This is a genomic window from Rhodococcus sp. CX, assembly GCF_015865005.1.
Lineage (GTDB): Bacteria > Actinomycetota > Actinomycetes > Mycobacteriales > Mycobacteriaceae > Rhodococcus.
This window is the reverse complement of record NZ_JADZGH010000122.1, coordinates 8830-22083: the sequence shown is the minus strand read 5'-3', so window position 1 is coordinate 22083 and position 13254 is coordinate 8830. Positions and strand designations below refer to the sequence as shown.

Sequence of the window (13254 nt, the reverse complement as noted above, 5' to 3'; positions counted from 1 at the left end):
GCACAAAAATCGGGTGGGCCCGGAGACACGATGTCGTCCGGGCCCACCCGTCGGAGGAGAGGCAAAACGGATGAGGTACGCATTGGCCGGCGACTGGCATCACCTCACTCTCGGTCGAGCGATGACGGCGCTCCGCTTCGGGGTGGAGGCCTTCGGCACCGTCGCCTTCGCTACGGGCCGGAGGCCTCCGCCCCTCCGGAGGGCTGCGCTGAGTGGGTGGTATCCCTCTCGGTCGTCTGCCCTGCAGGACGGGGGGATACCGCAATCCGGTTTCCCCGCCGCGATCCCGCAGTGCGGTGGACACACCCATGGATCGTTCCGGTGGTGCCGGGATCTCTCGGCCGAAGGTCTCGATCTCACCGAACAACCCGGAAAGATCCAGGTCGGGCACGAGCAACCGGTTGTCGAGCGATGACAGATCAAGAACTGCAACGGTCGTCATCGGATCTCCCGAAGCAACCGGGGGGCGATCAGGCGCTGATCGCCTGGCGCTCGGTTTCCCGCGCGATCTCGATCTTGCGGGGCTTCGCCTGCTCGGCCACCGGGATCGTCAGTCGCAGCACGCCGTCACGATATTCCGCGCGAATCCGGTCGGTGTCGAGATTCTCCCCGAGGAACAGCTGCCGGCTGAAGACACCGCGCGTGCGTTCTGCGGCGATCATGGTGCGTCCCTGATCCAGCTCGGGACGCGACGCCCGCACGGTGACCACGTTGCGTTCGACGTCGAGATCGAGGGAGTCCGCGTCGATACCCGGCAGATCGAACTCCACGAAGAATTCGTCACCTTCCCGCCAAGCATCCATCGGCATGACCGCCGGGCGCGCCGGCGTACCGAATACCTGCTGGGTCAGGCGGTCCAGCTCGCGGAAGGGATCGGTGCGCATCAACATGGTCGCCACCTCCGGTTCACTCCATTCTCAGTTGAAGGAACTCAGATAACCTATGTCATCTGACATAGATATTATGTACCACTGACGAGAGAAGAGTGCAAGGGAGGAAATCAGGTAATCTGACAGCCGATCAGAAAGGAATGTCATGGACTCGGATCGACGCGACCACCTGCCCGGTTCGTCCCAGGCGGTGTATGCAATCTCGGTCGCGGCCGAGTTGGCCGGAGTGGGAGTCCAGACCCTGCGGCTGTACGAACAGCACGGCCTGGTCACCCCGGCTCGCAGCGCCGGCGGCACCCGCCGCTACAGCGGGGACGACCTAGCCCGGCTGGAACGGATCGTCGCGCTGGTTTCCCAGGGCATCAATCTCGCCGGAATCGCGCGCATTCTCGAACTCGAGGACGCGAACACCGCGCTCACGGCAGAACGCGACCGCCTCCGAGCCCGTCACGAAGCGAACGTGAGCGGAGACGGCCGCGCGGCCGAGGCAAAACCGAAGGTCAGGGACAGGCAGGCGTGACCAGGTCGTAGATCTGCTCGGCCTGCTCGGCAGTCGGCTGCACGTCGTTGTTGGCGGCGAGCGTCATGATCTGCTGCGTGACCTGCTGTTCGTCGGCGCCGCTCGCCAGATCGTTGCACGAGGTGATCACGATGTTCTCGATGCTGGCGTCGTCCCGGTTCTCCGACAGGTCCGAGTAGCCCGTGCGGAACGCGACGACGAAGGCACTCAGTTTGGCCTGGTCGAATGCGCCCAGCTCGTCCGTGGACGTCACCGTGGTCTCGTCGGCGGTGGTCTCTTCCTCCGTGGGCGTCTGCATTTCGACGGAGTTGTCGGTGGTGACCGAAGCGGAGTCGGAGTCGTCGTCGCTGCAGGCGGCCAGGGACAGTACGGCTCCGGATGCGACCAGTGCAGCAGCGATGATCTTCTTCATGGGGCCCTCCTCGAGTCGGAATATGTGAACTCGTACCCCGCCGCCGCCCGTCTCAACCGCCCCGCATCGGCCTCGCCGGGACCGGTGGGCCTACCTGTAGTTCCACTGCATCCGGATCTGCGTTCCCTCGTCTCGACGGTCGACCCACACGGAGTCACTCAGGGCCTTCATCAGCCGGAGTCCCTGGCCGCGCCTCGTCATACTGTTGTCGCTCTCCGGTTTCCAGGACCCTCGATCGACGACGGTGACGGTAAGCGCTGCGTCCTCGTCACTGTGTTCGACGACGAGATCGAACGTGCCCGCGTCGCCGGTCGGATAGGCATGTTCGACGATGTTCGCCAGCGCCTCGTAGGTGGCCAGCAGAACATCGCCGGTGGTGTCCGGCGGCAACCCGATCCCCCGCGCGAATTCCGCGAGTCGGCGACGCACCGTCGCGAGCACGTGCGGGTCGGCGCGTTCGCCTTCGATCACCAGGTTCCGATCCGCCGTAGCCCCCACGACCCGCCTTTCGCACTCGTTCATACCGTCGTCAGTGCCGCTGCGACCGTCGGGAAGATCTCGAGGGTCTCGGCCATTCCCACGAGCGTCATCGGCCGCGCGGTGGCCGGGCCGGTGGCGGCGATCAGGAACCGGGAACGGCCCTCGAGTTCGTCGGCTGTGCGCATCAGCACCGCCAGGCCCGCGGAGGAGAGGAACCGGACGCCGAGCAGATCGACCAACAGTGCCGAGGTATCGGGCACCGAGGCCAACTCGGCGAGCTTCTGCTCGAACGCCGGCGCGGTCACTACGTCGATCTCCCCACTCACGTGCAGCACGACCACACTGTCGGTGAGCTCCACGTCGAGTCCGAGATGCGATTCGGGTGCAACATCCGGGTATTCCATTCGCTGAAGGCTACACGTGATCATCCCCGATTACCCCGCTCGCAACCATTCCACACATCGAAATTCGGCGACGGGTCCGTACCCCTGTTTTCGCACTTCAAACCTGTTTTTTTCGAGCTTGACACGCCTGCGCAGAGTGGCCTAGAAGTAATCACCTGTTCGAAAGCGAATTTCGATTTCCCCATCGAGCCGGAGGTATGGAAATGGCCGAGAACACCGGGCGCAGCAAGCGAATCGGACAGTATCGAAATCCCCGTCTGCGTCCCGTCGAAAGCGAGTGGGAATGGCAGCTGCGTGCGGCCTGCCGCGGCACGGACTCGGCAGTGTTCTTCGCGCCGACCGGCGAGTCCCGCCGTGAGCGCCGCCGCCGCGAGATCGCCGCGAAGACCGTGTGCATCAGCTGCCCGGTGCGAGTGGCCTGCCTGAATCACGCACTCGCCGTCCGGGAACCGCACGGCGTGTGGGGCGGACTGTCCGAGACGGAACGTCGGGCACTACGCCCGGCATCCGCCTGAACTCGAACGCATCGGCTTTCCCACAGGTATCGATCCGTCACGCAACGGGCATCCTCCGGTCACACAGCAGGTACGCCCCCGATGGCGCACGAGCGCCGTGCAGGAGAGGACGACTATGCACGCCGATATCGCCGGACGCCCGATCACCTCACGCGGGAACGACATCGAAACCCCGGACGGATCCCCCACCCGCCTCGCAGATCACCCCATCGGCTTCTCGGGTTCCCTCGCTCTCGCCGGCATCGGCGTGACGGGAATCCCGGCCGCCGTTCTCACCCACTCGGCACCCCTCGGCGCCCTGGTCGCGCTCGCCACCGCCGGAGGCATCCTCACCGCATCGGTGATGATCGGCGGGTGACCGCCCCCTGAATGCAACTCGAAATATATTGCCGCGCAAGGTATATCGACGCTTCTACCGGGGAATCCCCGACGCGACACCGATAACGGAAAAAGGAGACTCGACGCTATGTTGTCAATGAGCATCATCGCTTGGATCATCATCGGCGGCCTCGCCGGCTGGATCGGTTCGAAACTGATGGGTACCGACGCCCAGCAGGGCATCCTGCTCAACATCGTCGTCGGCATCATCGGCGGCCTAATCGGCGGCTGGATCTTCAGCCTCCTCGGCGCCGACGTCGAGAGCGGTGGCTGGCTGTTCAGCTTCGTCACCTGCCTGGCCGGTGCGTGCATCCTCCTGTTCCTCGTCAAGCTCGTGACCGGCCGCAGCCGGGTCTGACCGAGGGCCGGTAACTCCGGTACTCTCCGGGGTGGGCGTCGCCACGACGCCCACCCCGGCTCGTGCTCTCGAATCCTCTGGTTTCACAACCCTCTTCCGGCAGCGCGGCTAACGTCGTGATCATGCCTGCGGATGTCACCGTCCCACCGGCCGTCTCCACGCGACTGCCCGCCGCGACCGCCGGGGGGCGACTCGCTTCTGTCCCCCACGTAACCGGAACGGTCCTGGGCGTATTCGCCGTACTGGTGGCCCTGTGGTCGATCTCGCCGACCCTGCGCTACTGGATCCACGTGCCGCGCGAGTACGTCGACACCTACTACTTCGACGCACCGGACACCAGTCTCTCGTACGCGCTGGTCGTCGGTCTGCTCGCGGCGGCGCTGGCCGGACGAAAACGCATCGCCTGGTGGATCCTGACCGTCTACCTCATCGCCTTCACGATCGACAACGCCGTGGTCGCGGTGACCGAGCGCAACCCGAACGCAGTCGTCGCGCTCCTCGTGCATCTCGCCGTCGTCGCGATCCTCATCGCCGCATACCCGCAGTTCTACACGCGGGTCCGACCCGGAGCGGTGTGGAAGGCACTCGCGGTGCTCGTCGGCGGACTCGCCCTCGGGACCCTGATCGGCTGGGGCCTGGTCGAACTGTTCCCCGGCTCGCTGCCGGGCGACGAACGACTGCTGTGGGCGTTCAACCGCGTGACCGCGCTGACCATCCTCGACAACGACCAGTTCAGCGGTCGCCCAAACGGTTTCGTCAACACCCTGTTGGGCCTGCTCGGCGCGCTGGCACTGCTGGCGGCGGTCGTCGTCCTGTTCCGCTCGCAACGCGCGGAGAACGCGCTCACCGGCAGCGACGAATCCGCGATCCGTGGTCTGCTCGACCGCGACGGGGACGATTCGCTCGGCTACTTCGCGACCCGGCGGGACAAGGCCGTGGTGTTCGCCCCGAGCGGGAAGGCCGCCGTCACCTATCGCGTCGAGGTCGGGGTGTGCCTGGCCAGCGGTGACCCCATCGGCAACCCCGAGGCCTGGCCGCACGCGATCGACGAATGGCTCGCCCTGGCCCGCGGCTACGGCTGGGCGCCGGCGGTGATGGGAGCGAGTCGAGCCGGAGCGACGGCATACAACCGAGCCGGGCTGTCGGTGCTCGAACTCGGCGACGAAGCGATCCTGCACACTTCGGAATTCACGCTCTCCGGCCGGGAAATGCGGCCCGTCCGCCAGGCCGTCGGCCGCGCGCGGAAACAGGGCGTGGCGGTGCGGATCCGGCGGCACCGCGATCTGACGGCGGACGAAATGGCCGAAGTGATCCGGCTGGCGGACGAGTGGCGCGACACCGAGACCGAACGCGGCTTCTCCATGGCGCTCGGCAGGCTCGGTGACCCCCTCGACGGCAACTGCCTGCTCGTCGAGGCGCACATCCACGGCGAGACCGTCGCGCTGCTGTCGCTGGTGCCGTGGGGCACCGACGGCATCTCGCTGGACCTGATGCGGCGCAACCCCTCCGCCCCGAACGGCGTGGTGGAGCTGATGGTGTCGGAACTGGCCACGCACGGCAACGAATTCGGTGTCACCCGAATCTCGTTGAACTTCGCGGTGTTCCGGTCGGTGTTCGAGGAAGGGTCGCAGATCGGGGCGGGTCCGATCCTGCGCCTGTGGCGGTCGATCCTGCTGTTCTTCTCCCGCTGGTGGCAGCTCGAGGCCCTGTACCGCTCCAACCTGAAGTACCGTCCGCAGTGGGCGCCCCGGTACCTGTGTTTCCGTGAGAACCGGGAGCTTCCCCGCGTGGGCATCGCCTCCGCGATCGCCGAGGGTTTCCTCACCGTCCCCAGCTTCCGGCGACAGAAGGCCGCGCACCACACCGGCACCCACGACCACGCCCCGGCCGCGCTCGCCGAATCCGGGACACTGCACGACGACGGCAGCGCCCCCACCACTGCCGCCGACGTCGCTGCTCCCCCGGTTGCCGCCGCGCCCGTCGGGCCCAGGCGCCCCGAGCAGGTCCGGGTGCGCATGGCGAAACTCGCGCCGCTGGCCGACGCGGGCATCGATCCGTATCCGGTGGCCGTGCGCCCCACCCACACCGCGGTCGCCGCCCACGACGCACCCGTCGGAACGGCGGTTCGCGTCGCGGGCCGGTTGCTGCGGATCCGCGACTTCGGCGGGGTGCTGTTCGCGGTGCTGCGGGACTGGTCGGGCGACGTCCAGCTCCTCGTCGAGCGGGGCGCCGTCGGCGGCCAGAGGTTCAGGTTCGACCTCGGCGACCTCGTCGAGGTCAGCGGGACGATGGGACGCAGCCGCAGCGGGGACGTCGCGCTGCTCGTCGACGACTGGCGCCTCGACGGCAAGTGCCTGCATCCGCTGCCCGACAAGTGGCGCGGGCTCGTCGACCCCGAGGCACGGGTGCGGCAGCGCTACGTCGACCTCGCGATCAATCCCGGCGCGCGGCGGCTGCTGACCGCGCGCAGTGCCGTCGTGCGGTCCCTGCGCGACCAACTCGCCGCGCGCGGCTACCTGGAGGTGGAGACCCCGATCCTGCAGTCGGTGCACGGCGGTGCCAACGCCGCGCCGTTCGTCACCCACATCAACGCCTACGACCTGGACCTGTATCTGCGGATCGCCCCGGAGCTGTATCTCAAGCGGTTGTGCGTCGCGGGCATGGAGAAGGTCTTCGAAATCGGCCGGGTGTTCCGCAACGAGGGCGCGGATTTCAAGCACAATCCCGAGTTCACGATCCTCGAGGCGTACGAGGCGCACAGCGACTACGAGCAGATGCGGGTGATGGCACGCGAGCTCGTCCAGCACGCCGCGGTCGCGGCGCACGGTCGCGAGATCCTGGTCCGGCCCGGTCCGGACGGGAAGCCGGTGGAGATCGACATCTCCGGAGAGTGGCCGGTGAAGACCTTCCACGGGGCGATCTCGGAGGCGCTCGGCGTCGAAATCGACGCGAGCACGCCGGTGGAGGAACTGCGACGGCTGTGCGACGACCGCGAGATCCCCTACAACCCGGCGTGGGACGCCGGCGCCACCGCGCAGGAGATGTACGAGCATCTCGTCGAGTCCCGCACCGAATTCCCGACCTTCTACACCGACTTCCCGACGTCGGTCTCGCCGTTGACCCGGCCGCACCCCACGAAGCCCGGAGTGGCCGCGAAATGGGATCTCGTCGCGTGGGGCATCGAACTGGGCACCGCCTACAGCGAGCTGACAGACCCGATCGATCAGCGGGCCCGGCTCACCGAGCAGTCACTGCTCGCGGCGGGTGGCGACGAGGAGGCCATGGAGCTGGACGAGGACTTCCTCCAGGCACTCGAGCACGCGATGCCCCCGACCGGCGGGCTGGGCATGGGCGTGGACCGCATCGTCATGCTCATCACCGGCGGCAGCATCCGCGAATCGCTGGCCTTCCCGCTCGCCAAACCCCGCGGACGGTGATCGTCGGTTTCACGTGAAACACCGACCTCACCGAGCGATCGCTCGGCCCTCGTGGCACTGTGGCTGTGTGCAGTTGCTTCTGATTCGCCACGCTCTTCCCGTACTCAGCCGGGTCACCGAAGGCCGCGCCGACCCGGCGCTCGCCGAAGAGGGACGGGTCCAGGCCGCCCGCCTCCCCGACGCCCTCGCGCCCTACCGCATCCGCCGGATCTTCAGCAGCCCGCAACGCCGGGCACTCGAAACCGCCGGCCCCCTCGCGGTCGAACGCGACCTCCCGGTCGAGCAGATCGTCGACCTCGCCGAGTACGACTACGACCTCGACCACTACATCCCGTTCGACGACGCCCGCGAGCTCGCACCCGCGGCCTTCGAACGGATCCGTGCGGGGCTGCTGCCCGAATTCGTCGACGAGGAAGCCTTCCGCGCCCGCGTCCTGAGCGGGGTGGACCGGATCGTCGGCGCGTGCGAACACGAGGACACGGTCGCGGTGTTCGCGCACGGGGGTGTCGTCAATGCCGTGCTCCAGGACATCCTCGGTCTCGCTCGACCGCTCGAGTTTCCCCTCGAGTACACCTCGGTGACCCGGGTCCTGGTCTCCCGCAACGGAGCCCGCCGCGCGGCGTCGATCAACGAGACCGGACACGTGCGGGATCTGCTCCGGGTGTGAGCTGCTGTGACGGACGCCACTGCGCCAGAACGGGATTCTGCGAGGTCGCCGTAAGCGAACCTATAAATCGTATGTACAACAGGCATTGTCATCCTGTATAACGAGCACCTGACATGCCGAAGGGTGCGCCCACTGCCTACCCGAGACGCATCCCCCGGGGAAGGATGACGCAATCAATGGGGCAACGAAAGAGCCGCTCCCTCAGCCTGATGAACTGGCGCTTGTCGTACAAGCTCGCCGTCGTGCTCGCGATTCCTCTCCTCGCAGCCGTCGCGCTCGGTGCGCTGCGCGTGTCGACGCAGCTCGACGAAGCACGCCGCTTCGACTCGTTGTCGGAGCAGATGGAAATCATCCCGGTGCTGTTCGACTTCTCGAACACGGTCGTCGCCCCGGCAACCGCCACCAGCCTCGGCCTGGCCATCGAGGAGGAATTCAGCCCCGAGAACGTCACGGCGGCGATCGCCAATGTCCGGAACCTCACGGTCGCAGGTAATTTCGACGCGAGTGTCACGGAGAGGCTGACCACGGTCGCCGACGACGGGCAGGCGCTCTACAACACGATCCAGGACGGCTCCATCTCGCGGGACGAGCTCAAGAAGCGCACCGTCGACTTCCTCATCAAGTGTGAAGCGACCTTCCGCATGCTGCTCGACCTCACCGAGAACACCGAGGTGCTCACCGACGGCACGAACATGCTCACCGCCTGGAACGCCCAGCGGACGATGCTCGACCAGATGACCTCGCTCGCCGTCTTCGCGACCAACCCCGACGCGGCCAAGCTCATGGCGCTCAACGCCCTGAACATCGAGGAAGGCACGCTCGGGCTGCTGCGAGGAACCTCCCTCGACACGGGTCAGGTCGACGTCATGCTCGGGAACGTCGCCCAGAAACGCTCCCTGATCACCAACTTCGTGCCCAGCATCGAGGCCGGACTCGAACTCCGCGACTCCATGCTCGCTGCGTACGCGCCGTATCAGGAAACGAACGACATGGCCATCCAGCGCATGACCGCGACACTGGACCGGCTCACCTCGGACGCACGGTCCGCCGCCATCCGCGACAGCATCATCGTTCTCGCGATCCTCGCGGTCGCGCTCGCGGTCGCGCTCCTGGTGGCACGAGCGCTGTCCGTACCGATGCGCCGCCTGCGTGACGGTGTGCTCGGCGCCGCGAACCACGAACTGCCCGCCGCGATCGCCGCGGTCAAGGACGGCGCGGACGTCACCTCTGTGGAACTCGCACCGATCGATGTGCACACCGACGAGGAGTTCGGTCAGCTCGCCCGCGCCGTGGACTCGATGAACTCCGAGGCGCTGCGGCTCGCCGGTGAGCAGGCGCATCTGCGGCAGCAGATTTCCACGATGCTCGAAACCCTTGCGAGGCGGAACAAGACGCTCGTCGAGCAACAGCTGTCGCTCATCGACTCGCTCGAGTACGAGGAGAAGGACCCGGTCCGGCTGCAGAGCCTGTTCGCGCTCGACCACCTCGCCGCGCGCATGCGACGCACCGGCGACTCGCTGCTCGTGCTCTCCGGCACCCGTCCCCGTACCCGCAGCGCCCCCGCTCCGCTCGGCGACGTTCTGCGCGGTGCGGTCTCCCAGGTCGAGAACTACCAGCGGGTGCGGATCGGCAACACCCCGCACGGGTACCTCGTCGGCAGCGCGGTCTCCGACGTCGTCCACCTGCTGGCGGAACTCGTGGACAACGCGCTGCGGGCCTCTCCGCCGAACAGCACCGTCACGTTCGAGTTCTCCGCCGCGGTCGGTGGCGGTCTGCTGCTCGAGATCGCCGACTGCGGTATCGGCGCCTCCCCGGAGATCCTCAACGAGATCAATTCGCGTCTCGCCGCCGGTGACAGCGCCGAGATCCACGCACCGCGTCAGATGGGTCTGTTCGTGGTGGGTCGCCTCGCGGCCCGCAACGGCATCAGCGTGCGTCTGCGTCCGACCTTCGATTCGGAGACGAACGCGGGCATCACCGCGTCGATCTACTTCCCCGCGTCCCTGCTCACCGACGTGCAGCAGAGCATTCCCGAACCGATGGCGGAGCGCCCGCGACGCCTGCGGTCGCCGGACGAGCCTGCACGGCACGTCGATCAGGCCACCGCGTGGGCCCAGCAGCAGGCGGCACAGCATCAGCAACCGGCCCAGCATCAGCAGCCGATGCCGCCGGGGGCGCAGTGGCCGTCGCAGCCCGGAACGCAGCAGGACCAGTTCCGGAGCGGCCCGATGGACCTCGGGGCACCACCGCGATACGACGACAACCGCTGACGTCGGCGGGTCGCACCCGCCCCGAGCGTCGGTGAACGAAAGCACCGGCAGTCCACGCGACTGCCGGTGCTTTCGTCTTCCCCGCGGTCCTGATGCCCCTGTGGTCCCAGCTTTCCGTCACGCCTGCCAAGATCCGCCGGCCACGGGAAGATGGACACATGACACCGCGTACGTCCCAGATCCGACGCTGGCGCAAAGGCGCGGCCCTGCACCTGCGCCTGCGTGATCTGACCGGGACTCTCGTCGTGGTCACGGGCGGCGGCAGCGGCATCGGCCGGGCCGCCGCGCAGGCGTTCTCGGCGGCCGGGGCGATCGTCGTCGTCGCCGACGTCGACCTCGACGCCGCGCGCGAGACCGTCGAACTCGTGAACACCCCGGACCCGCGGGCCGGGGGTGCCGCGGCGGTGTTCGGCGGCGGCGCCCACGCCTACCTCGTCGACGTGACCGACGAGGAGCAGGTCCAGGAGTTCGCCCGGAAGGTCCGTGAGCGTCACGGCGTGCCGGACATCCTCGTCAACAACGCCGGACTGGGCTTGATCGGATCGTTCGTCGACACGCCGCAGGAAGTGTTCGAGCACATCATGGACGTCAACTTCTGGGGCGTCGTCTACGGGAGCCGCGTGTTCGCGAAGCAGATGATCGAACGCGGCACCGGCGGGCACATCGTGAACGTGTCGTCCGCGGCGGCGTTCATGCCGCAGAAGCGCATCGCCGCGTATGCCACGAGCAAGGCTGCGGTGCTGATGCTCTCCGACTGTCTCCGCGCCGAACTGCTCGAATACGGCATCGGTGTGACCGCGGTGTGCCCGAGCCTGGTCTCGACGAACTTCAACCGCAGCATCGAGTTCGTCGAGCCCAACCCGGAAGTCCGGAAGGCACGGCGCTCACGAACGTCCGCGATATACCGCAAACTCGGCGTCCCGCCCGAGCGGGTCGCGAACGCCATGGTCGCGGCGGTCCGCCACAATCAGCCGATCGTGACGGTCGCACCGGAGGCCAAGGCCCGTAAGTGGATCAGCCGCCTCGCCCCGCGTGCGATGCGGGTCGGTTCGCGGTTCGAAATCGACTGAGGTGGTGTGCCTTTGTGGCGGTCGGAGCCGCCACAAAGGCACACGGGCGGCGGAGCCGCACTACGCCTTTTCTGCGAGCCAGTTCCGCAACCAGGTGGTCGCGGTCGTGCCGCGGCCGTCGACAACGTAGGTGCCGTAGTCCTGGTGCACCTGCGATTCGAAGAACCGGCGGATCTCGTCCTCACGCTCGTCGTTGGCCTCGGGGGTGATCTGCAACTGCAGGGTCGGGAGCCCGCCCGCGGACATGATGTCGTTGTACAGGCCCTCCGCCTGGCGCTGGTAGTCGCCGAAACGATCCGGGTTGCTGCCGGCCGCGACCGCGAGGAAACCCGCCAGGCGCGTGACGAAGTCGTCCTTCGGTGTCGAGCAGTACAGGTCGCCGACCGCGCAGATCGTCCGCACGTTCGGGGTCACGAATCCGAAGCCGCCGAGGCGGGCGCCTCCGGCACCGTTACCGGCGACCGGCGGGCCGACAAGGATGTCGGTTTCGGAACGTCGCGGATCCGAGAGCAACCCGACCGCGACGAGCCGGTGCGGCGGCACCACCCCGAGTCCCGTCCCGATCTCCGCGGCGAGATCGCCTGCGGCGTCGGCACCCTGGCTGTAGCCGACGAGAGCGAAGCGGGTGGAGGCGCACTGCGCGGCGGTCGCCGCGATCAGACCGCGCGCATTGTCGACGGCACGCTGACGGGACGCGGCGTACACGTCGCCTTCCCACGGGAACGCGGTCGCCGGATACTGCACGTAGTCGACACGCGTGCCCGGGGGCAGGCCGGTGGTGACGGCGGCGAGCATGCCGTTGCCGCGCGCCGGATCCGGAGTGCTGGACGTCTCCCACGTCCCCGGCACCGCGACGACATTCAGCGTCGGACACCACCCCGGATCTGCTTGTGCCACAGGTCCTGTCATGACCGACGCCAGCACGGTTCCCACTGCTGCCGTCAGCATCGTCAACATTCGATTCAGCCTCAACGCGGCTCCCCCTGTCGACTCGTTCGCTGAGTTCGGGCCGATTGTCCCGACCCGACATGTCACGGCCGTGAACACGACGTGACCCGGAATGTCATTCGCGGATTACGGTTACCGGACCTCCTCCGATGTTCGTGACGAACACGTTCCCGGTTCCGTAGTCGAGGGTGTTCCCCACGACGCTGCGGTCGACGACGCGGGCCTGGGCGCCCGCCCGGTGCACGACCGTGACGGCCGGGCCGAACAGGTTCGTGACATAGACGTTGCCGGTGATCGGGTCGGTCACGACCATGCCGGGCGGCGCGGGGATCTCCGCGGGCAGCGGCCCGTCGGCGGCGTTCCAGTCCGCAACCGTCACCGAGCCGGCGCCGATGTTCGTGACGAACACGCCACCGCGCCCGGCGTCGAGAATCAGTTCCGGAATCCCTTCGGGCGCAGGTTCGTGCACCGCGGCAGGGCCCGGGGCGATCCAGCGGCGGTTCACCGTCACCGCGCCCACACCCACGTTGGTGACCGCGACGTTGCCGACACCACCGTCGACCCGCATCTCGACCGGCGCCGCGGAAACGGTGGTGCGGCCGTCGACGCGTCCCACCGGTCGCGTCACCGAGACCGTGCCGGGTCCCAGGTTCGTGATGCACGCGTTACCGGCGCCGCCGTCGAGTCCGAGGAGGCGGAAGTCCTCGAATCGGGAGATCGGTGCGACCGGGTCGCCGCCGTCCACGACCACCGGTCCGCCGAGGTTCTGCACGCAATCGCCGGAGGTCGGATCGGCGGCGTCGGCCGAGGCGGGCGCACCGGTGACCACGGCCACGGCCGCCGCACCGAGCAGGGTCACCGCACCCGACAGTGACCGCTTCGTGATCCTGTGCCTCTCGGTCATG

15 protein-coding genes are annotated in these 13254 nt (G+C 67.7%); 9 read left to right on the top strand and 6 right to left on the bottom strand.

Annotated features, from left to right (window positions below):
- Positions 1-470 precede the first annotated feature (470 nt).
- The gene (locus I0Q12_RS13165; protein ID WP_197252345.1) at positions 471-890 is read right to left on the bottom strand and encodes an Hsp20/alpha crystallin family protein; all 420 of its coding nucleotides are present in this window, start codon (positions 888-890) and stop codon (positions 471-473) included.
- Positions 891-1035: 145 nt separating this feature from the next.
- Between I0Q12_RS13165 and I0Q12_RS13160 the strand changes: the two genes are divergently transcribed.
- A complete protein-coding gene (locus I0Q12_RS13160; protein WP_197252344.1) occupies positions 1036-1410 on the top strand; it encodes a MerR family transcriptional regulator in 375 nt (124 codons plus the stop codon).
- On the opposite strand, the gene I0Q12_RS13155 is transcribed toward I0Q12_RS13160, so the two are convergent.
- From I0Q12_RS13155 to I0Q12_RS13145, 3 genes are all read right to left on the bottom strand, one after another.
- On the bottom strand, positions 1391-1822 hold the full coding sequence (locus I0Q12_RS13155; RefSeq protein WP_197252343.1) for a hypothetical protein: 432 nt from the start codon (positions 1820-1822) through the stop codon (positions 1391-1393). The two genes, I0Q12_RS13160 and I0Q12_RS13155, sit on opposite strands and share 20 nt — an antisense overlap.
- 90 nt (positions 1823-1912) lie before the next feature.
- Entirely contained in the window at positions 1913-2320 is a 408-nt protein-coding gene (locus I0Q12_RS13150) for an ATP-binding protein (protein WP_197252342.1), read from the bottom strand.
- 20 nt (positions 2321-2340) lie between these two features.
- Complete coding sequence (locus I0Q12_RS13145; protein ID WP_197252341.1) at positions 2341-2706, bottom strand: anti-sigma factor antagonist; 366 nt, start codon at positions 2704-2706, stop codon at positions 2341-2343.
- Positions 2707-2909: 203 nt separating this feature from the next.
- Between I0Q12_RS13145 and I0Q12_RS13140 the strand changes: the two genes are divergently transcribed.
- The 7 genes from I0Q12_RS13140 (at position 2910) to I0Q12_RS13110 (ending at position 11401) form a co-directional block, all read left to right on the top strand.
- Complete coding sequence (locus I0Q12_RS13140; RefSeq protein WP_197252340.1) at positions 2910-3221, top strand: WhiB family transcriptional regulator; 312 nt, start codon at positions 2910-2912, stop codon at positions 3219-3221.
- 115 nt (positions 3222-3336) lie between these two features.
- Positions 3337-3579: a hypothetical protein gene (locus I0Q12_RS13135; protein WP_197252339.1), complete on the top strand. Its 243-nt coding sequence runs from the start codon at positions 3337-3339 to the stop codon at positions 3577-3579.
- Positions 3580-3687: 108 nt separating this feature from the next.
- Positions 3688-3957 (top strand): GlsB/YeaQ/YmgE family stress response membrane protein, encoded by a 270-nt coding sequence (locus I0Q12_RS13130; protein WP_197252338.1) that lies wholly within the window; start codon positions 3688-3690, stop codon positions 3955-3957.
- Positions 3958-4079: 122 nt separating this feature from the next.
- Positions 4080-7394: a bifunctional lysylphosphatidylglycerol synthetase/lysine--tRNA ligase LysX gene (gene lysX / locus I0Q12_RS13125; protein ID WP_197252337.1), complete on the top strand. Its 3315-nt coding sequence runs from the start codon at positions 4080-4082 to the stop codon at positions 7392-7394.
- A 67-nt stretch (positions 7395-7461) separates the two neighbouring features.
- Complete coding sequence (locus I0Q12_RS13120) at positions 7462-8061, top strand: histidine phosphatase family protein (protein ID WP_197252336.1); 600 nt, start codon at positions 7462-7464, stop codon at positions 8059-8061.
- A 176-nt stretch (positions 8062-8237) separates the two neighbouring features.
- Complete coding sequence (locus tag I0Q12_RS13115; RefSeq protein ID WP_197252335.1) at positions 8238-10331, top strand: sensor histidine kinase KdpD; 2094 nt, start codon at positions 8238-8240, stop codon at positions 10329-10331.
- 158 nt (positions 10332-10489) lie between these two features.
- The gene (locus tag I0Q12_RS13110; RefSeq protein WP_197252334.1) at positions 10490-11401 is read left to right on the top strand and encodes an SDR family NAD(P)-dependent oxidoreductase; all 912 of its coding nucleotides are present in this window, start codon (positions 10490-10492) and stop codon (positions 11399-11401) included.
- A gap of 60 nt (positions 11402-11461) precedes the next feature.
- Here the strand turns inward: I0Q12_RS13110 and I0Q12_RS13105 are convergent, their stop codons facing one another.
- Positions 11462-12310, bottom strand: a complete 849-nt coding sequence (locus I0Q12_RS13105; RefSeq protein WP_197252333.1) for a cutinase family protein — start codon at positions 12308-12310, stop codon at positions 11462-11464.
- Between I0Q12_RS13105 and I0Q12_RS13100 the strand changes: the two genes are divergently transcribed.
- A complete protein-coding gene (locus tag I0Q12_RS13100) occupies positions 12309-12455 on the top strand; it encodes a hypothetical protein (RefSeq protein WP_197252332.1) in 147 nt (48 codons plus the stop codon). The genes I0Q12_RS13105 and I0Q12_RS13100 overlap by 2 nt on opposite strands.
- A gap of 9 nt (positions 12456-12464) precedes the next feature.
- Here I0Q12_RS13100 and I0Q12_RS13095 read toward each other — a convergent pair whose 3' ends face one another.
- On the bottom strand, positions 12465-13253 hold the full coding sequence (locus I0Q12_RS13095) for a YncE family protein (RefSeq protein WP_197252331.1): 789 nt from the start codon (positions 13251-13253) through the stop codon (positions 12465-12467).
- Between the last annotated feature and the right edge of the window lies 1 nt (position 13254).